General features: G+C 72.0%; 14 protein-coding genes and 2 pseudogenes. 6 read left to right on the top strand and 10 right to left on the bottom strand.

All coding sequences use genetic code 11. The annotated features are described in order from the left end of the window. Positions 1-5: 5 nt before the first annotated feature. A complete protein-coding gene (locus tag ACFYZZ_RS07175; RefSeq protein WP_389172545.1) occupies positions 6-2,387 on the bottom strand; it encodes a SpoIIE family protein phosphatase in 2,382 nt (793 codons plus the stop codon). A gap of 265 nt (positions 2,388-2,652) precedes the next feature. Between ACFYZZ_RS07175 and ACFYZZ_RS07180 the strand changes: the two genes are divergently transcribed. Together ACFYZZ_RS07180 and ACFYZZ_RS07185 are read left to right on the top strand one after the other, a co-directional pair. Continuing rightward, on the top strand, positions 2,653-5,751 hold the full coding sequence (locus tag ACFYZZ_RS07180) for a glycoside hydrolase family 2 TIM barrel-domain containing protein (protein WP_389172547.1): 3,099 nt from the start codon (positions 2,653-2,655) through the stop codon (positions 5,749-5,751). 220 nt (positions 5,752-5,971) lie between these two features. Continuing rightward, the gene (locus tag ACFYZZ_RS07185) at positions 5,972-7,747 is read left to right on the top strand and encodes a glycoside hydrolase family 9 protein (RefSeq protein ID WP_389173656.1); all 1,776 of its coding nucleotides are present in this window, start codon (positions 5,972-5,974) and stop codon (positions 7,745-7,747) included. Between the two features lie 24 nt (positions 7,748-7,771). On the opposite strand, the gene ACFYZZ_RS07190 is transcribed toward ACFYZZ_RS07185, so the two are convergent. Together ACFYZZ_RS07190 and ACFYZZ_RS07195 are read right to left on the bottom strand one after the other, a co-directional pair. Continuing rightward, a complete protein-coding gene (locus ACFYZZ_RS07190; RefSeq protein ID WP_389172549.1) occupies positions 7,772-9,403 on the bottom strand; it encodes a multicopper oxidase family protein in 1,632 nt (543 codons plus the stop codon). 116 nt (positions 9,404-9,519) lie between these two features. Further along, a pseudogene (locus ACFYZZ_RS07195) lies at positions 9,520-9,773 on the bottom strand (2OG-Fe(II) oxygenase); the annotation flags it as partial. 60 nt (positions 9,774-9,833) lie between these two features. On the opposite strand from ACFYZZ_RS07195, the gene ACFYZZ_RS07200 reads away from it, so the two are divergent. The 3 genes from ACFYZZ_RS07200 (at position 9,834) to ACFYZZ_RS07210 (ending at position 12,620) form a co-directional block, all read left to right on the top strand. After that, positions 9,834-10,073: a hypothetical protein gene (locus tag ACFYZZ_RS07200; RefSeq protein ID WP_386578054.1), complete on the top strand. Its 240-nt coding sequence runs from the start codon at positions 9,834-9,836 to the stop codon at positions 10,071-10,073. Positions 10,074-10,076: 3 nt separating this feature from the next. Next, on the top strand, positions 10,077-10,454 hold the full coding sequence (locus tag ACFYZZ_RS07205) for a toxin Doc (protein ID WP_386578055.1): 378 nt from the start codon (positions 10,077-10,079) through the stop codon (positions 10,452-10,454). A 480-nt stretch (positions 10,455-10,934) separates the two neighbouring features. Next, positions 10,935-12,620, top strand: coding sequence for an RICIN domain-containing protein (locus ACFYZZ_RS07210; RefSeq protein WP_389172552.1), 1,686 nt, complete (start codon positions 10,935-10,937; stop codon positions 12,618-12,620). A 48-nt stretch (positions 12,621-12,668) separates the two neighbouring features. Here ACFYZZ_RS07210 and ACFYZZ_RS07215 read toward each other — a convergent pair whose 3' ends face one another. From ACFYZZ_RS07215 to ACFYZZ_RS07235, 5 genes are all read right to left on the bottom strand, one after another. Further along, positions 12,669-13,838, bottom strand: a complete 1,170-nt coding sequence (locus ACFYZZ_RS07215; RefSeq protein ID WP_389172554.1) for a lactate 2-monooxygenase — start codon at positions 13,836-13,838, stop codon at positions 12,669-12,671. An 80-nt stretch (positions 13,839-13,918) separates the two neighbouring features. After that, positions 13,919-14,233 carry a hypothetical protein gene (locus tag ACFYZZ_RS07220; protein ID WP_389172555.1) on the bottom strand — a complete coding sequence of 105 codons (315 nt, stop codon included), beginning with the start codon at positions 14,231-14,233 and terminating at the stop codon, positions 13,919-13,921. A gap of 22 nt (positions 14,234-14,255) precedes the next feature. Beyond that, complete coding sequence (locus ACFYZZ_RS07225; protein ID WP_389172557.1) at positions 14,256-14,927, bottom strand: cyclase family protein; 672 nt, start codon at positions 14,925-14,927, stop codon at positions 14,256-14,258. Next, positions 14,924-16,519, bottom strand: coding sequence for a purine-cytosine permease family protein (locus tag ACFYZZ_RS07230; protein WP_389172559.1), 1,596 nt, complete (start codon positions 16,517-16,519; stop codon positions 14,924-14,926). Before ACFYZZ_RS07230 ends, ACFYZZ_RS07225 begins: the two co-directional genes overlap by 4 nt. Positions 16,520-16,676: 157 nt before the next feature. After that, positions 16,677-17,240 (bottom strand): hypothetical protein, encoded by a 564-nt coding sequence (locus ACFYZZ_RS07235; protein ID WP_389172561.1) that lies wholly within the window; start codon positions 17,238-17,240, stop codon positions 16,677-16,679. Between the two features lie 322 nt (positions 17,241-17,562). Here ACFYZZ_RS07235 and ACFYZZ_RS07240 point away from each other — a divergent pair, with 322 nt between their 5' ends. Next, on the top strand, positions 17,563-17,997 hold the full coding sequence (locus tag ACFYZZ_RS07240) for a protease inhibitor (protein WP_389172563.1): 435 nt from the start codon (positions 17,563-17,565) through the stop codon (positions 17,995-17,997). Between the two features lie 305 nt (positions 17,998-18,302). Here ACFYZZ_RS07240 and ACFYZZ_RS07245 read toward each other — a convergent pair whose 3' ends face one another. Together ACFYZZ_RS07245 and ACFYZZ_RS07250 are read right to left on the bottom strand one after the other, a co-directional pair. Continuing rightward, positions 18,303-18,800: a methyltransferase family protein gene (locus ACFYZZ_RS07245; protein ID WP_389172565.1), complete on the bottom strand. Its 498-nt coding sequence runs from the start codon at positions 18,798-18,800 to the stop codon at positions 18,303-18,305. A 74-nt stretch (positions 18,801-18,874) separates the two neighbouring features. After that, positions 18,875-19,708: pseudogene (locus ACFYZZ_RS07250) on the bottom strand (MFS transporter); the annotation flags it as partial. Positions 19,709-19,790: the final 82 nt, after the last annotated feature.

The following is a 19,790-nucleotide window of genomic DNA, read 5'->3' on the forward strand; positions in this document are numbered from 1 at the left end:
TCCCGTCACTGGTCCTCCTCCAGCAGCGACAGCTCCGCCCAGATCGTCTTGCCCTCCGCGGTGTGCCTGCTGCCCCAGCGCTGGGTGAGCTGGGCGACCAGCAGCAGCCCGCGGCCACCCTCGTCGAAGGTCTTGGCGCGCCTCAGGTGCGGGGCGGTGTGGCTGGTGTCGGACACCTCGACGATCAGCGTGACGGGGTCGTGGATCAGCCGTAGCCGTATCGGGTGGGCGCCGTACCGGATGGCGTTGGTGACCAGCTCGCTCACCACCAGCTCCGTCGTGAACCCGATCTCGTTCAGCGACCAGCGCTCCAGCTGGTCCAGGACCTGCTTGCGGATCGGTGCGACCAGCGCCGGATCGGCGGGGATGTCCCAGGTCGCCACCTGGGAGGAGGGCAGTCCCCGGGTGCGGGCCAGCAGCAGCGCCACGTCGTCGGCGGTGCCGCCCGCCGGCAGCAGCGCGTGCAGGATCTGGTCGCAGGTCTCGTCCAGGGAGTCCGCGTAGGCCCGCAGCGCCTGGAACAGCTGCTGCCGGCCGGTGTCCCCGGCGCGCTCCCGGGACACCACCAGACCGTCCGTGTACAGGGCGAGGACGGTGCCCTCGGGCAGCCCCACCTCGGCCGACTCGAACGGCAGCCCGCCCAGGCCCAGCGGGGGGCCGGCGGGCAGGTCCAGCTGGTGGGGCTCGCCGCCCGGCATCAGCACCACCGGCGGCGGATGCCCGGCCCGGGCCAGCGTGCAGCGCCGCGACACCGGGTCGTACACGGCGTACAGACAGGTGGCGCCGACCTCGCCGGGGCTGCCCTCGCCGCCGGACTCCTCGGACAGCCGGACCACCAGGTCGTCGAGGTGGGTGAGCAGCTCGTCCGGGGCCAGGTCGATGTCGGCGAGGGTGCGCACGGCGGTGCGCAGCCGGCCCATGGTGGCCGAGGCCTGGATGCCGTGCCCGACGACGTCCCCGACGACCATCGCGACCCGCATCCCGGACAGCGGGATCACGTCGAACCAGTCGCCGCCCACCCCGGCCCGGGCCGCCGGCAGATAGCGGGAGGAGGCCTCCAGAGCGGCCGTGTGCGGCAGCGAGCGGGGGAGCAGACTGCGCTGCAGCGCGAGTGCGGTCTCGCGCTCACGGGAGTAGCGGCGCGCGTTGTCGATGCAGACGGCGGCCCGGGCGGTGATCTCCTCGGCCAGCAGCATGTCGTCGTCGGTGAACGGCTCCGGGCGCCGGTGCCGGGTGAGGACCGCCACCCCGAGGGTCAGTCCCCGGGCCTGGATCGGCACGGACATCGAGGAGTGGATGCCGAACTCCCGCACCCGCTCGCCGCGCACGCTGCTCCAGGTCAGCCACTGGGCCATGTCGCCCCCGGCCACCGTGGCCCGGATGGTGCGGCCGGCCGTGAGCGCGTCCGCCTGTGGGGAGAAGTCCGGGTACACCTGGATCTGCCCGGGCTTGGCGACCGCCTCCGGAATGCCCCGCAGCATCGACTGGTGCGCAACCCGGCGCATGTTCACCGGGGCCGTGACGCGGGCCGGGGGCTCGCCGCCGTACTCCTGCGGGTCCAGCAGGTCGATGGTGACGAAGTCGGCGAGCGCGGGCACGCACACGTCCGCCAGCTCCTGCGCCGTACGGGTGACGTCGAGGGTGGAGCCGATGCGCACGCTGGCTTCGTTCAGCAGTTGCAGCCGCTGCCGGGCCCGCTGGTTGTCGGTGACGTCGTGTGCCGCCAGGCACACTCCCCGCACCCGGCCCTCGGCGTCGGTGACCGGCGCCAGCCGGGCCAGCCAGGCGCGCGCCCGGTCGTCGCCGCCGGCGCGCATGAAGGTCTGGATGTCCAGCGGCCGGCCGGTGGTGAGGACCTGGAGCATGTTCTGCTCCAGCTCCTCGCTCTGCTGCTTGCCGCCGATCTCCGCGATCCTGAGGCCCCGCACGCGCTCCTCGGGCAGGCCGATCACCTCGGCCATGGCCTCGTTCATCCGGCGCAGCCGCAGCGCGTCGTCGTACACGGCGACGGCGCACGGCGACTGGATCAGCCCGGCCCGGCCGAGCGGATCGTCGTCGGCGCCGGGGTCGCGGCCGGTCAGCGGGGTGACCACGAGCCAGTCGCCGCGGTGCCCGTCGCCGGGTGGCCGGCGGTGGGCGAGCAGCCACACGGAGACCGTGCGGCCGTCCCGGTGGCGCAAACCGACCGTCCCCTCCCAGCGCCCGCCGGTGGGTACGACCGGGAGGTCCTCCCCGGCCAGCAGTACGGTCGCGGGGCGGCCCACGACCTCGTCGGCCGGGTGGCCGAGCAGACGCCGCGCGCCCTCGTTCCACTCCACCAGCGTTCCGTCGTCGTCGATGACAGCCCGGGCCGTCGCCGCATCGTCGAACGGATAGACCCGGCTCATCGTCGCCGCTCCCAAGCGCACACTCACAGTGAACAGGTGGCACCACTTGCGTTCCAGCGTAGTGCGTCGCGCACTCCCGTGAACCCCGACCCCCTCGGACCGGGCCGATCCGCCGAACACGGTCAAGGGGGAATTCAGGCCGAAGTGTCGGCCGGGGCAGGTGCAGGGTGCCGCACCCTTGACGATCGCGTGTGGCAGTCCGTCAGAATCTGTTTGTTCACGATCAGTTGTGAGTACTTCTGGGCCCTGATGAGGGAGAGCCGCCATGACGGTCACTCGCAGGTCGGTTCTGGTCGCAGCCACGGCAGCGCCCGCGGCCGGAGCACTCCTGGGCGGCCCGGACGCCGCGGCCGCACCGGCCGCCGGGGCGTCCGGTGCCGCGCCGGGACGCCACACCGTCCCGCTGCGCGACGGCTGGCGCTTCGCACTGGTCAACCCGGGCGGCATCACCGACCCGACCGGCGCCTACGCACAGGCCGCCGAGCCGGGATACGACGACTCGGCCTGGCGCGAGGTGGCCGCACCGCACGACTGGAGCATCGAGCAGACCCCCACGACGGAGCACGGCACCACCAGCGGCACCGGCTTCTTCCCGGGCGGCCTCGGCTGGTACCGGCTGGCCTTCACCCTGCCGCCCGCCCACGCCGGCAAGCGGATCTCGGTGGAGTTCGACGGCGTCTACATGGACTCGTACGTCTACTGCAACGGCACCGAGGCCGGCCGCCACCCCTACGGCTACACCGGCTTCGCCCTCGACCTCACCGACCTGGTGCACACCGACGGCAGCACCCCGAACGTCCTCGCGGTCAAGGTCCAGAATCAGCTGCCGAGCAGCCGCTGGTACTCGGGCAGCGGCATCTACCGCGAGGCCCGCCTGGTGATCACCGAGCCCGTGCACGTGGCCCGCTGGGGCACGTACGTCACCACACCCGAGGTCGGTGCCGAACGGGCCGTGGTGCGGGTCGCCACCACCGTGCTCAATGAGTCCGGCACCGGCACCGACGTCGAGGTCCGGTCCCGGATCACCGGCCCCGACGGCCGCACGGTCGCCCGTACGTCCACCACCGTCGCCGTCTCCGAGCAGGCCACCGAGACCCACGAACTGACCGTCCCCGAGCCGCTGCTATGGGACTTCGCGAGTCCGTACCACCGATACACCCTGCACACCGAACTCCGCGCCGGCGGCCGCACCACCGACACGTACCGCACCCCCTTCGGCATCCGCACCTACCGCTTCGACCCGGACGAGGGCTTCTCCCTCAACGGCACCCACGCCAAGATCAAGGGCGTCGACCTGCACCACGACCAGGGCGCCCTCGGCGCGGCGATCAGCCTCGACGCGGTGCGACGGCAGATGACGATCATGAAGTCGATGGGCGTCAACGCCTTCCGCACCTCGCACAACCCGCCCTCGCCGCAGATGATCCAGGTCTGCGAGGAACTGGGCATCGTGATGATGGTGGAGGCCTTCGACTGCTGGAAGACGGGCAAGACCAGGTACGACTACGGCCGGTTCTTCGACCAGTGGTGCGAGAAGGACGCCACGGAGATGGTGCTGGCGGCCCGCAACTCGCCCGCCGTCGTCCTGTGGTCCATCGGCAACGAGATCCCCGACTCCACCTCGACCGCCGGGCTCGCCATGGCCGACCGGATCATCGGCGCGATCAAGGCCGCCGACGACACCCGCCCGGTCGTCATCGGCTCGAACAAGTACCACGGCGTGCCCGCCACCGGTTCCGCGGCCGACCGTATGCTCGCCAAGCTCGACGGCCTGGGCCTGAACTACAACACGGCCAGGTCGGTCGACGCCCTGCACGCCAAGTACCCCCACCTGTTCCTCTTCGAGTCCGAGTCCTCCTCGGAGACCTCGACCCGGGGCGCGTACCAGGAGCCGGAGCACCTCAACACCGGCGAGAACCACACGCCGGGCAGGCGCGAGACCTCCTCCTACGACAACAACCTCGCCTCCTGGACGATGAGCGGCGAGTACGGGCACAAGAAGGACCGGGACCGGAAGTGGTTCGCGGGGCAGTTCCTGTGGTCGGGCATCGACTACATCGGCGAGCCGACCCCGTACGACGTCTTCCCGGTGAAGGCGTCCTTCTTCGGCGCCGTCGACACGGCCGGCTTCCCGAAGGACATGTACCACCTGTTCCGGAGCCAGTGGACGACCGAGCCGATGGTCCATCTGCTGCCGATGACCTGGAACCACGAGGAGGGCGACACGGTCGAGGTCTGGGCGTACGCCAACGTCCCGTCCGTCGAGCTGTTCCTCGACGGGGAGTCCCTCGGGGTGCGGGAGTTCGACGTCAAGAAGACCACCGACGGTCGCAGTTACCTGGAGACCACCGAGGCTACCGGCGACGACCGGACCTTCACCGACGGCCCCTACCCGGGCAGTTACACCAGCCCCAACGGCAGCGCGGGCAAGCTGCACCTGACCTGGAAGGTGCCGTACCGGCCCGGTGAGCTGAAGGCGGTGGCCCGGCGCGACGGCAAGGTGGTCGCCACCGACGTGCTGCGCACCGCGGGCGCCCCGCACGCCGTGCGCCTGAGCGCCGACCGCAGGTCCCTCGCCGCCGACGGCCGTTCACTGGTCTTCGTGACCGCCGACATCGTGGACGCGCACGGAGTGGTCGTGCCCGACGCCGAGCACCTCATCACGTTCGACGTGACCGGCGGCTCCCTGGCCGGCCTCGACAACGGCCGCGAGGAGAGCGCCGAGCGCTACCAGGCCAGCACGCGCACGGCGTTCCACGGCAAGGCCCTCGCCATCGTCCGTTCCGGCGGCGAGCCGGGCACCCTGAAGGTCACGGCACGGGTGGACGGCCTGCGCAAGGGCACGGTGAGCGTGCGCACCACACCGGCCCGCGGCGCCGCCACCACCGCCGCACCCGCCTTCGAGCCCGACCACCCGGCAGCTCCGGACTACCCCTACGCGGACGCCAGTTACTCCGGCCGCCCGGACACCCTGCCCGCCGCGATGCTGGACGGCGACCCGGCCACCGGCTGGTCCAACGCCTTCGCCAAGTCGGCCACGGCCCTGCTGCCCGCCTTCGACGGAGCCCGCGCCGAGGACTGGGTGTCGGTCGACTTCGGGCGGGCCCGGACCGTCGACCGGGTCGCGGTCTCCTTCACGGTCGACGGCACCCACGCCCTGCCCGCCAAGGCCGAGGTGGCGGTGTGGGACGGGCGTGCCTATGCGCCGGTGACGGGCGTGAAGGTGGACTGGGTCACCGCCTCCGACAGCCCGACGGCGATCACCTTCGACGCGGTACGCGGTTCACGCGTGCGCCTCACTTTCACCAGCGCGTATCCGGGCGAGGCCAGGGGGGCGGTGCGCATCACCCGGCTCGACGTCTAGGGGGGTGTCTTTCCAGCCCGGTCGAGGGTCCGGACGAGGACGGCGTGCACAGTCGCCCTCGTCCGGACCGTTGACGGAGTGTCACGTCTGGAACAAATATGGTGTGCGTCAGCATCTGGGAGCGCTCCCATCACGGGGGCGCCACCCCCACCTCCCCCCGAGGAGCCCAGACGTGAAACGACGCAGCACCGCCTTACTGTCCCTCACCGCCGTGCTGACGGTGGCCTTCACCACGCTGCCGGCCGGCCCGGCCGGGGCCGGGCAGAGCACCGTGCGGGAGGTGTACGAGCCCGACACCGGTCCCCGGGTCCGCGTCAACCAGGTGGCCTACCTGCCGGCCGGGCCGAAGAACGCCACCCTCGTCACCGATGCCACCGCCCCACTGCCCTGGCGGCTGGAGAACGCCGACGGGCGGACGGTCGCCCACGGCCGGACCGTACCGCGCGGCACCGACGTCTCCTCCGGGCAGAACGTCCACTCGATCGACTTCGGCGCCTTCCACGGCCGCGGCACGCACTTCACGCTGGTCGCCGACGGGCAGACGAGCCGCCCGTTCGACATCGGGGCGAGCGCCTACGAGCGACTGAGCCTCGACTCGCTGAAGTACTACTACACCCAGCGCAGCGGCATCGCGATCCGCGACGACCTGCGGCCCGGCTACGGCCGCCCGGCCGGCCATCTGAACACGGCCCCCAACCAGGGCGACGCGAACGTCCCCTGCCGGCCGGGCCTGTGCGACTACACGCTGGACGTCACCGGCGGCTGGTACGACGCCGGCGACCACGGCAAGTACGTCGTCAACGGCGGCATCTCCACCTGGGAGCTGCTGAGCACCTACGAGCGTTCCCTGTCGGCCCGTACCGGACGGCCCGGGCGGCTCGGCGACGGGAGCCTGGCCCTCCCCGAGAGCGGCAACAAGGTGCCGGACGCCCTCGACGAGGCGTGCTGGGAGCTGGAGTTCCTGCTGAAGATGCAGGTCCCGGACGGGCGGCCACTCGCCGGTATGGCCCACAGCAAGGTGCACGACGCCCAGTGGACCGGGCTGCCCCTGCTGCCCGGCGACGACCCGCAGAAGCGGGAGCTGCACGCCCCGACCACCCAGGCCACGCTCAACCTGGCGGCGACCGCCGCACAGGCCGCCCGCCTGTACCGGCCCTACGACCGGGCGTTCGCGGCGCGGGCGCTCACGGCCGCCCGCAAGGCCTGGCAGGCCGCGCTCGCGCACCCGGACACGTACCCCGACCCGAAGGACGGCACCGGCGGCGGCGCCTACCCCGACGACAACGCCTCCGACGAGTTCTACTGGGCCGCGGCGGAGCTGTATCTCACCACCGGGGAACGGGAGTTCGCGGACTTCGTGCGGAAGTCACCCGTCCACACCGCCGACATCTTCGGCCCGCTCGGCTTCGACTGGGGCCGCACGGCGGCGGCCGGCCGCCTCGACCTCGCCACCGTGCCCAACGAGCTGCCGGGCCGGGACCAGGTCCGCCGGTCGGTGATCAAGGGCGCCGACACCTACCTGGCGGCCGCCGCGTCCCAGCCGTACGGCATGCCCTACGCACCCGACGGCAACCTCTACGACTGGGGCTCCAACGCCCAGGTCCTCAACAACGCGCACGTCATCGCCACCGCCTACGACCTGACGGGCGCGGCGAAGTACCGGGACGGCGCGCTGGAGGGCATGGACTACGTCCTCGGCCGCAACGCGCTGAATATCTCCTACGTCACCGGCTACGGCGAGGTCAGCTCCCATCGGCAGCACAGCCGTTGGTACGCCCGCGAACTCGACCCGAACCTGCCGGATCCGCCGCGGGGCACCCTCGCCGGAGGCGCCAACTCGGGCATCCAGGACCCGTACGCACAGAGCAGATTGCAGGGCTGCACGGGCCAGTTCTGCTACATCGACGACATCCAGTCCTGGTCCACCAACGAAACGGCCGTCAACTGGAACGCGGCGCTGGCCTGGATGGCCTCGTTCGTGGCGGACCAGGGGTAGGGGTGCCCCCTCCGGATCACTCGGTCACTTGCGGTATCCGAGGATGGTCATCATGCCGCTCTCCGAGTGGTACTGGTTGTGGCAGTGGAACATCCAGAGGCCGGGGTTGTCGGCGTCGAAATCGACGACCAGCTTGCGGTGGGGCAGGACGATCGCGGTGTCCTTGCGTGCGCCGACGGCGTCCAGGCCGGTCATGGCGAACGTGTGGCCGTGCAGGTGCATCGGGTGCCACATGTCGGTGGCGTTGATGAGCGTGAGCCTCACCCGCTCACCGGCGCGGACCGGGTGGCGCTGGCGGTCGTCGTACTGCTGGTGGTCGAAGCCCCAGTCGTACCTCGCCATGGTGCCGGTCACCCTGATGCGCATCTCACGGTCGGGTTCGCGGTCGTCGAGGGCCACGGAGTCGTGCGGTACGAGACGGCGGGCAGGGACGACCTCCCTGTCGAGCTCGGCCGGGCGGACATCGACCGGGGGAACGGTTCTCCCCTTGTCGGTGCGCAGGACGGCGAGGGCCCGGCCCTTCTTGCCCTCGGCCAGCGCGACCAGGGGGAAGACGCCGTCCTTGGCGGTGACGAGGACGTCGTAGCGCTCGGCCATGCCGATGAGGAGGGCGTCGGTCGTCTTGTGCTCCACCGGGTAGCCGTCGGTGTGCGTGACGGTCAGCCGGTGGCCTCCCAGTGCGACGCGGAAGGCGGTTTCGGAGCCGGCGTTGATGAGGCGCAGCCGGATGCGCTCCCCGGGGCGGCACCGGAACATCGAGGGCTGGGTGGGCATGCGGCCGTTGGCGAGGTAGAGGGGATAGTTCACGCTGCCCGCCTCGCTGCGGAGCAGCTGGCTGCGCGAGCCGTGCAACACGCGGCTCGGGCCGGAGGACTTGTGCGAGGGCGAGGCGTGCGGGCTCGCCGGCTGGCCGGCACCGTGTCCGCCCTGTCCGGGACCCATGGCCATGGCGCCCGCCTTCATGCCCATGCCCGGCTTGAGCTGGGCGAGCACCCCGTCGGGAGTGGAGCCGTCCACGCCGTCGAGCCAGTCGTCCAGGATGACGATCCACTCCTTGTCGTACTTGAGGGGCTCCTTGGGGTCGTCGACGATGAGCGGGGCGTACAGACCGCGGTCCGGCTGGAGCCCGACGTGGGAGTGGAGGTAATAGGTGCCCGGATGGGAGACGGTGAAGCGGTAGGTGAAGTCGGTTCCCGCAGCGATGGCCCGCTGGGTCAGGCTCGGAACTCCGTCCATGTCGCAGCGCATGCGCACGCCGTGGGAGTGGAGCGTGGTGGTCTCCGGCAGCCGGTTGGCGAGCGTGAGGCTGAGGACGTCGCCGGCGGTGATGCGGATCAGCGGCCCGGGCAGCTGATCGTGGTAGGCCCAGGTGCGCACATGCCGCCCGCCCAGGTCCAGCGTCGTTTCGGCGGCGGTCAGCTTCAGCATGCGCACCGGGCCGGAGCCGCGCTTGCGCTCCGCGGCGCGGACCTCCGGACCCGACGGGTCGACATATCCCTTGGGCCCCGGGGGAACGAAGTCCCCTTCGCCGGCCGCCGCGCCCCGTCGGGGGCCGGAGCGGGATTGGGAGCCGGAGTCGGTGCAGGCAGCCAGGAGTCCCGCGCCGGCGGCAGCGAACGGGGCTCGGAGCAGGGTACGCCGCGAAGGTGTGTGCATGAATGAAATAAGACACGTTTTGTGCTGATATGTGAGGGAACCTCGGCGGCGCGTCTGATGATGTCGGCTCTCGGAGGCGGCAGAGCCCGGCCGTCTCGGGCGTCGTCGTGGAACACCAGGCCCAGGGTGCGCCGGTGGCCGGACCGCACGGTGCTCACCCCGCGCCGCACCGCTCCGGCCGACCAGCCGCGGCGGGTGCGCACGGGCCGGTCGCGGTCGTGAACACCAGGCCGTGCCCCTGCCGCAGGACGGTCGCAGTGCCCCGGGACCGGGCGCGCGGCCGCCGCTCGACCGGCAGGAACTCGCCGTCGGCGTAGTCGGTGCCGTACGCGGCCAGGGCGATGAACGGCAGCGCCTTCAGGTACCGCAGGAAAGGGTGTCTGACCTGGGTGTATTTACGGGTGAGTACCCGCGCGGTACCGTGAGGGGCATGCCAGCTCTCAACGTGGAGTTCAGCGAACGCGAACTAGAGGACCTGCGGCAGATCGCCAAGGAGCGCGGTACGTCGATGAAGGCCCTCGTGCGCGAGGCGGCCGCCGCCGACATTGCCCGGCACCGGGCGCTGCAGGAGGGCGCGGAGGCCTTCCGGAGCTTCTTCACCGCCCATGCCGAGGAGTTCGCGGCCGCGTTCCCCGACGACGAAGCCCCCGTCAAGGGCGAGGCCGCCTGAGCGATGCCCTCTGTCATCCATATCGACGTCCCGTGGCTGCTCCAGCGTCACGAGGAGGTCCTGCCCGACCAGCCCACCGTCGACGACTTCTCCGCGCTGGTCGCCGCCGTCGCCCGGCACCGTGTCGACCCGCCCCGGCTCGGGGTGGACTCCGACCCGGCCTGGCGTGCCGCTGCCCTGCTGCACACCCTCGCCATGCTCAAGCCGCTGCCCGCGGCCAACGCCCGCTTCGCCTGCGCGACCGCCGTGGCCTACATGTTCGTCAGCGGCGTCGGCATCGACCCGCCCTACGGCGCCCTGGTCGACCTCGCCCGCGACCTGATGTCCGGCAAGACCGACGTGTACGGGGCGGCCGACCGGCTCCGTTCCTGGCAGATCTGATCCGGGCGAGATCTGGCGCCGCCGCGGCCGCCGGGGGAAGCCGCCGGGGCCGCCGGCCGCGGGCGGGAGGAACGGGGCCGGCGGCCGGTTTCGCGCAGAAGAGCCGCCGTTCTGCGCGGGGCCTTCCGAGAGGGCCGGAACCCAGTCCACTACCGGCCCGCGCACCTCGGGAGCGTGCGCGGTCGGCCGGTGTGTGCGCACCCTTCACACGGGGCGCACGGAAACCGAAAGCCGGAGCTGCGGACCTGCGACCCTGCCGAATTCTGACTTTCTTTCAAACCGGCCGATGTCGTACGTGCGCCTTGTTGCGTGTGTGGAAGTTGTGCAAGGGTTGAAACGACCGTGCGGGGGGTAATCGCCGGAGTCCTTTCGGCAGTTGGGGAACCGGGCCGGTAGAGCCGCACCGGAGAATTCCCGCTCCCCGCGCGCACATCCTCGAGATGGGCGCCAACTCGCCATACGCACAAAGGAATCCGCTCAGTGCCCACCCCCCACCCTCCTCGTCCTCCCTATCCGCCCCCTGGGGGCGATACCGGGGAGTCGGACGAATCCCTCGCCGCGCCGCTGCGCGCCGGCTCCGACGCGGAGGCCTCCCGGTCCGCCGCCCTCCTGATGGCCCGGCACTGGCAGCCGGTCCACGACTACGCGGTCATCTGTCTGGCCGCACCCGGGCCCCTCGCCCACATGGTCTCCGCCGCGTCCTTGCACCAGGTTCTCGACCGGCTCGCCCTCGGCGAACCCGCCGAGGCGATACGGCCGCGCCTGCTGGTGGCGGTCCGGGACACCGTCGTGAACTGGGCTGCCACGGACCGGATAGCCGCCGTACTGCCGGGCCTTCTGAAACCCGCCGGAGGCCGCGGTATGCGTACCGCGAAGTCCCTGATACCGGAAAATCGTGCGCTGTCCGAACGTTCTTTCCAGAGCCTTCCCCGGTTCGAACAGACGTTGCTGTGGCACACCGAGGTCGAGGCCGAGCCGATAAACGTCCCCGCGGGACTGCTCGGCATGGACATCGACAGTGCGGCGGCCGCACTCGAACAGGCCCGCGACACATTTCGGGAAGGCTGTGTCCGCGCACACCGGGAACTCGCGCCGAGCACCGACTGCCGTCACTACAACCGTCTTCTCGACGTACCGATCCGCCGGGGCGGCGCACTGCTGCCGGACGTCCAGCAGCATCTCGCCGTCTGCCCCTACTGCCGGCACGCCGCCGAGCAACTGGGCCAGATCGAGGCCGGACTCGGCGTGCTGCTCGCCGAGGCGATCCTCGGCTGGGGCGCCCGCCGGTACCTGGAGTCGCGCCCCGGCCGCCGACGACCCGGCCCCGCGCGCACCCGCGGCACCTCCCGGCGCTCCGGCGGCCGCAGACGCGGCGGCGGCAAGCCCGGACTGCTCGGCCGGGTCGCGGTGCCGGGCGGCCGCCGGCGGGGCGGGGCGGATACCGGGACGCTCGCCCGGACCCGCGGGCGCCGGGCGGCCGGCGACGGCTGGTCGTCCAGGACGCTGCTCACCGGAGTCGGGGTCGCCTCGGCCGGGCTGCTCGCGACCGTCCTCGCGATCAGCGTGTGGCCGGACGGCGGCGACGGCACCGACCCCGTCGCCTCGACGGGCGCCGCCCCCGGCACCGACGCCCAGTCCCCGCCCGACTCGGCCGCCGCACCCGGCACGGCGGGCCTGCCCCGGGCCGGCCGGCCGACCCGGCTCCACAACGCCGCCGCCGACCTGTGTCTGGACATCAGGGGCAAGCCCGCGGCCGGCGCGAGTGCCACGCTCGCCGTCTGCTCCTCCGCGCCCACGCAGCAGTGGACGTACGAGACCGACGGGCTGCTGCGCAGTGCGGCCGGCTCCGGCCTGTGCCTGGACTCGCACGCCGACGCGGGCGTCGTCATCCTCGGCACCTGCGCGGACGTGGGCACGCGGCGCGGCGACGACATGCGCTACGGCCTCACCGTGCAGGGCGAGTTGCTGCCCCGCTGGGACGAGACCCTCGCCCTCGCCACGGCCGGCGAGACCGCGGGCGCCGACATCGTCGTCAAGGTCCGGGACCGCTCCGCCGGGCAGCGCTGGCTGACCGACGGACCGTCGGCCAGTCCGGGCTCCCTGTCGATAGCCGGCACCGAGGGGCCCTCCGCACAGCCTGCGGAGCTGCCCGGGACGGGCACGTAGCAGCGATCGGCGTGTCCCGCCGCCGGCCGGCGGCGGGACACGAGCCCGTCAGTCGGCGGCCTCGACGAGGTCGTCCGCCGTGACGGTGACCGGAGTGGAGTGACCGGACAGGGCGAGCGTGAGGTCCAACTCCGCGAGCACACAGCGGATGACGTGCTCCACGCCCGCCTGTCCCTCCAGACCGAGCCCGTACACGTACGGCCGCCCCAGCAGCACCGCCCGGGCGCCGAGGGCGAGGGCCTTGAACACGTCGTCGCCGGTGCGCACCCCGCTGTCGAACAGCACCGTCAGCCGGTCGCCGACCGCGTCCGCGATCCGGGGCAGCGCGTCGGCCGCCGCGACGGAGCCGGCCACCTGCCGGCCGCCGTGGTTGGAGACCACCACCCCGTCCATCCCGGCGTCCGCGGCGAGCCGGGCGTCGTCCGGGTGCAGGACGCCCTTGAGGACGATCGGCCCGTCCCAGTGCTCGCGCAGGAACGCCAGGTCGGGCCAGGTGTGGCTCGCATCCCCGAACAGCCCGAGGAAGTGCAGCACCGCCGCGTTCGGGTCCACGTGCACCGGCTTGTCGAGACCCGACCGGAAGGCCGGGTCGGTGAAGTAGTTGGCGGTGCCCACCCCGTGCAGGAACGGCAGATACGCCTGGTCCAGATCGCGCGGCCGCCACGCCAGCAGCGGGGTGTCCAGAGTGACGACCAGCACCGAGAACCCGGCCGCCTTCGCCCGGCCGAGGAAGCTCCGGGTCACTTCGCGGTCCTTGCCCCAGTACAGCTGGAACCACCGCTCGGCGTCCCCCATCGCCTCCGCCACCTGCTCCATCGGCGTACTCGACGCCGACGACAGGATGTACGGCACCCCCTGCGCCGCGGCGGCCCGGGCGGCCGCGGACTCGGCGTCCGGATGCATGATCGACAGCACGCCCACCGGGGCCAGGGCCAGCGGCGCCGGCAGGGCGCGGCCCAGCACCCGCACCGACAGGTCGCGCTCCTGTACGTCCCTGAGCAGGCGCGGCACGATCCGGCGCCGGGCCAGAGCCGCCCGGTTGGCGCGTGCCGTGCTGCCGTCGCCCGCGCTGCCCGCCACATAGCCCACCGGGCCGGGCCCGAGCCGGTGCGCGGCCAGCTCCTCCAGCCGGGTCAGGTCCGTGGGCAGCCGCGGCACGGCCCCTGACATCCCGTTCAGATAGATCTCGTACTGGAAGTCCGCCCAGTGCTTCGCCATCCGGCCGTCCGCCTCTCGTCGCTGAGTACGCGCTGCGGCCCGACGATACTGGCGAGTAGGCGCACGTCGGCAGGGGGCCCTCAGGCGCGGCCGGCCGCCTCGTCCAGGATTCCGGCCAGCTCATGGGGTGTGGAGAACATGGGCCAGTGACCGGTGTTCAGCAGCACACACTTGACGTATGGTCGCGGGCGCTCGGCCAGTGGGCGCTTGAGCACGGCCGGTTCGGTCGGCGTGGCGGCCGGGTGCCGGGTGCCGTCGCCGACGAGTCGGGCGATCTGCTCGTCCGTGAGGTCCTGGTTCGCGTAGGCCGCCGGGGCGAGGAGCGGCCACACGCCGTCGTACTCGGCTAGGGCGGCACGGATGTGGTCGCTGGGGAAGCCGTCGAGAAACGACACCCCGTCCGCCGGCAGATGGCGCTCAGCCGACCCGGGCGACCGCCCTGACCGGAGCGCCGTCCGACCCGGGCAGCCGCAGCGGGAAGAGGAACACCTCCACCGCCTCGGCGCCCACCAGTTGCTCCAGCCCGGTGAGGTTCTCGGCGATCACCCCGCCGGCGCCGCACAGCACGCGGTGGGCGGGAAGCCCGAAGTCGGTCTGCGGATCACCCGGTTGGGGTGTGGGGTCGACGCTCAGTGCGTCGACGGCCACCGTGCGCGGGCCTGCCGCCACCACGGCCCGGGCCGCCTGAGGGGTCAGCCATGGGTGGGCGAGGTACGCGTCCGTGCCCCAGTGCGCCGACCAGCCGGTGACGAGCACCAGCAGCGCGCCCGGCGTCGCCGCGAGGGCGTCGAGCGCGGGGGCCAGCAGGGCCGGCGTGATCGGTGCGCGGGCGGGCAGCCCCCGGACGTCGGCCACGACCGCTGGACCGGCGAACCGGTCCAGCGGCAGCTCGTCCAGCCGGGTCCAGGCGTCGTCGACGTGGTACGGCGCGTCGACGTGGGTGCCGGACTGCGAACCCAGGTGCAGGGACAGGACGTTGACGCCGTCGGCCGGGGCCCGCAGGGCGGGGGAGACCGTGACCTCCGGGTCACCGGGATACACGGGCATCCCGGTGACCACGGGCACCGACAGGTCGAACCACCCGGTCATCGGCCGCCCTCGGCCGCGAGCGCGGTCGGCACCTCGTCCGCCGGAGCACCCGGACCGGTGATCGGCGGCACCGGGGCCTCGACGGTACGGGCCAGGCGCGCACCCTCGGGCCCGTACGCCGCCCGGGGCTCGGGGAACAGCCGCAGCAGCGCCAGGAACAGCACGGCGGCGACCGCGAGCGACAGCGGCAGGCTGATGTCGACGCCGTTCGCCAGGTCGCCCAGCGGGCCGACGAACTGGCCCGGGATGTCGGTGAACAGCACGCCGATCACGGCGGCCACCCACCAGGCCGTCATGCCGCGCCAGTTCCAGCCGTGCGCGAACCAGTAACGGCCGCCGCGCTGACGCCGGTTGAAGACCTGCAGGGCGTCCGGGTCGTACCAGCCGCGGCGGGTGTAGAACCCGAGCATCATCACGACCATCCAGGGCGTGGTGCAGGTGATGATCATCGTGGCGAACGTCGAGATCGACTGCACGAGGTCCAGGCCGAACCGGCCGATGAAGATGAACGCGATGGACAGCACGCCGACCAGCAGCGTCGCCCGGACGCGGGACAGCTTCGGGAACACCGACGAGAAGTCCAGACCGGTGCCGTACAGCGAGGTGGTGCCCGTCGACATGCCGCCGATCAGGGCGAGCAGGCACACCGGCAGGAAGAACCAGCCCGGCGAGATCGCCAGCAGGCCGCCCACGAAGTCGGGCGCGGCCGGGTCGACGTACTGCGGCGCCTTCGTCGCGATGATGCTCGCGGTCGCCAGACCGAAGACGAACGGCAGCAGCGTCGCGATCTGTGAAAGGAACGCGGCACCGACCACCTTGCGGCGCGGGGTGCCCGCCGGGATGTAGCGCGACCAGTCGCCGAGGAAGGCCCCGAACGACACCGGGTTGGACAGCACGATCAGGGCCGCACCTATGAACGACGGCCAGAACAGCGACTTGGTCGCCGCGTCCGCCGAGGCCGTGAAGACACCGGCGTACGACGCGTCGAAGTCACCGGCGAAGGCGATCGCGCCGAGCAGGAACAGCACGGTCGCCGAGGTCACGGCGATCTTGTTCACGAAGAGCATGAACCGGAAGCCGTAGACGCACACCCCGAGGACCAGCCCGGCGAACAGCGCGTACGCGACGACGTACGACAGCGTGCTGCGCTCCAGGCCGAACAGCCGGTGCGCGCCGCCGACCAGGGCGTCGCCGGAGCTCCACACCGAGATGGAGAAGAACGCGACGGCCGTCAGCAGCGACAGGAACGAGCCCACCACACGGCCGTGCACGCCCAGGTGCGCGGAGGACGACACGGCGTTGTTCGTGCCGTTGACCGGGCCGAACACGGCCATCGGGCACAGGATCAGCGCGCCCGCGACGACACCCAGGAGGGTGGCCGCGAGCCCCTGCCAGAAGGAGAGCCCGAACAGGATCGGGAACGCGCCGAGGACGCAGGTGGAGAAGGTGTTGGCGCCGCCGAAGGCGACCCGGAACAGGTCGAGCGGGGTCGCGGTGCGGTCCGCGTCCGGGATGCGCTCGACGCCGTAGGGCTCGACCTCGGTCAGGGACGGCGGCGGCGCGGTGGGGGAGTCGGGGGACTGAGGGGTCAAGGCGGGCTCCAGCGAGTATGCGGCGATGGAGCGCTTCGTGGCGCGGCGGTGGCGGACGACCGTCGCGGCCGCAGGGGTGTGCGACGCGGGCGGGAGGACGTCCCGGAGGGGTCTGCCGACGGTACGGCGCCGCAGAAGACCCCTGCCAGAGGACGTTTCATCCATCTTCGCCGTCGTCACTGGAGGAATCGACCACCTCCTCACTGTCCGGTCCCTGCGCCCTGACCCGCTGGACGTGTTCCAGGGACTCGCGCAACTCGGTGAGCCAGTCGTCGGTGTGACGCTGCACCAGACGCACGCACCAGGCGAGGGCGTCACTGCGGCTGCGCGCCACGCCCCCGGCGATCAGGGTGTCCAGGACCTGCCGCTCGGGCTGCCGCAGCCGGGTCATCACCGGCGCGGCCACATGTGTGAACAGGGCGCGCTCCGCACCGCACACCACGCCCCAGGACACCTTCCGGCGGAACAGGTGCTCGGCCTCACGGGCCACCTCGATCCGGGCTTCGCGGGTCCGCTCCCGGAACTCCTGGATCCGCGCCCTTACGGCGGTCTCCCGCTCGGCGTCCGAGGCGCCCTCGGCGAGCCGGGGCTCCGGGATGCGCCCGATCACGGTGATCTCCTCGCGGTCGGGGGTCACCTCGACCAGTTCCTCGAAGAGATCGTCGGGCAGACGGCCGGCGAACCAGCCGCGCAGCTTCTCTCTCTGCTCTGTCGTAATCATGTAATTACGATTACTCCGACCGTTTCATGAACACAAGGCGTCACGAGGGGGTTCGCCGAGGGCTGAGCCGGAATGTTTCAGGCCTATTAACTAGGCGGTGGTTTTCAGCCATCCGACCGCTGCCTGCGATCAAGAACCGCCCAGTCATGGGGTCGACGTGTTCGATTTCCGTAACTTCACGCCACTGTTTCAACACGCAAGGTTACTGAAACATGTGGGTTCGATGTGTGTTTCGTCGACGGACTCGGCAGAGTGTCGCTCGCCGCTCCGGCACCGACCGGGCTGGAGCGCAACCGTCTATTCGAGCGGAAGGATGCACACAATGCGGAACACCGCGCGCTGGGCAGCGACTCTCGGCCTCACGGCCGCCGCCGTCTGCGGACCCCTGACCGGGGCCGCCGGCGCTGCACCGGCTGCCGGCCCGTCGTCGCTCTACGCCCCCTCGGCGCTGGTCCTCACCACCGGCCACGGCGACAACGCGGCGACGGCCACTCCGGAGCGCGCCGTCACCCTGAACTGCGCCCCGACGGCCTCCGGCACCCACCCTGCCGCGGCCCAGGCCTGCGCCGAACTGCGCGGCATCGGCGGCGACTTCTCGGCCCTGCAGGCCCGGGACGACGTCTGGTGCACCAAGCTGTACGACCCCGTGGTCGTCACCGTCCAGGGTGTCTGGCAGGGCAAGCGCGTCTCCTACGAGCGCAGCTTCGGCAACAACTGCATGAAGGATGCGCTGAACAGCAGCGTCTTCGCTTTCTAGGGACCGGGATCGCGCGGTCCTCGCATCGCCGGATCAGGCTCGCAACTGGGGAGTGCGGCCCCTGGAGCGGGGAACCTGCGATCTCGCACCGGGACCGACGGGCGGAGTGGGGCCGCCCGCCGGCTTCCGGGCACCAAGCCGCTCCCTGGGTACGGCCTGTGGGGGGTCGTCCCGGGGAGCGGCGAAAAACAACTGGTTTCAACAGGTGTCCACACCACTTATTGGTGACTCGTGTCGTACAAGGGGTGACGACGCCAACACCCGCCCGTACACGGACAGTTGCCGTGGCGGGCGGCGACGCGTTCTCAGGCACCCCGCCACGGCGTGCGCCGCGGCCACCAGGCCGGCACCGCCCGCCGGTAGCGCTCGTACTGCGCGCCGAACCGGCGCACCAGCCCAGGCTCCTCGTACCAGCGGACGAACGCCCAGGTGAGCACCCAGGCCCCGGCCGCGTACCCGAACAGCACCGGCCGGGCGAGCAGCAGGCCCTGGCCGCAGAGCACGGCGACGACCGCGAGGTAGATCGGATTGCGCACGTACCGGTACGGCCCGCTCACCACCAGCCGCGCAGGCGGCGCGACGGGCGCCGGAGTGCCGAGCCCTTCCAGGGCGAACCGCGTGAAGGCCTCCAGGATCACGGCGGTGCCGGCCGCCAGGGGAACGAGCCCGAGCAGCCGCAGCGGCAGCCACCAGTCACCGGCCTGCCAGCCGCCGGTCAGCCACCACGGGACCAGCACCGCCGCGCTGCCGGAGACCACGACGAGGAACAGGGCGCTGCCCAGCGCCGCCGACGCCTTGCGCACACCTCCACCATGACAGCGCAGAGGGGCCGCCGTCTCCCTGCTGACGGCGGCCCCTCGGACCATGCGACCCGGTCCTACATGTGTACGACCGGTGCGGCCCCGGCGTCCTGCTGCGGCACCCCGCGTCGGTAGAGCAGGAACGCGATGACCGTGCCCGCGGCGAAGAGGCCCGCCGACCACCAGAAGGCGGTGGTGTAGCTCTCGATCGTCGCCTGCGCCTGCACCAGCTTGCTCGCGGGGTTGTGGCCCGACAGGTAGTCGGTGGCGGCGCTGGAGGCGAGAGTGCTCAGCAGGGCCGTGCCGATCGAACCGCCCACCTGCTGCATGGCGTTGACGGTTGCCGAGGCGACACCCGCGTCCTCGGCCGCCACCCCGCCGGTGGCCAGCTGCATGGCGGTGGGCATGACCAGGCCGAGGCCCACACCGATCACGATCAGCTGCGGCAGCACCGCGCTGACCCAGTCGTGGGTCTCGGCGTTGGAGAAGCCGTACACCAGGGAGAACAGACCGGCGGCGACCAGGACCGTGCCCGGCACGTCCAGCTTGGCGTTCGCCGCGTCACGGTGGTTGCCGAGCAGCACCCAGCCGCCGACGAAGGCGACGACCGCGATGGCCACGTTCACACAGAGGGTCCAGCGCCAGTCGAGCGCGTCGGTCAGCGCCCCGCCGAGCAGCAGGCCGACCGCGCCGCCGGCACCGGCGATGGCGCCGTACACGCTGAACGCGCGGGCCCGTTCCCGGGCGTCGGTGAAGGCGGTGTTGAGCAGGGACAGCGCGGCCGGAGCGAGCAACGCGCCGAAGGCGCCCTGCAGAGCGCGGGCGACGACCAGCATGGTGAAGCCGTTCGCGGCACCGCCGAGCGCGGAGGCCGCGGCGAAGCCGACGACGACGAGGACTAGAGGAGTTTCAGCGAAACGGCAACGTTTCGTTTTCCGGGGTGGTCCGACCAGGTCCCCTGGGGCTTTCGCGTCCGCTACGGTGGCGCCGTCG

Origin of the sequence: Streptomyces sp. NPDC001816 (assembly GCF_042892235.1) — a bacterium.
Taxonomy (GTDB): domain Bacteria; phylum Actinomycetota; class Actinomycetes; order Streptomycetales; family Streptomycetaceae; genus Streptomyces.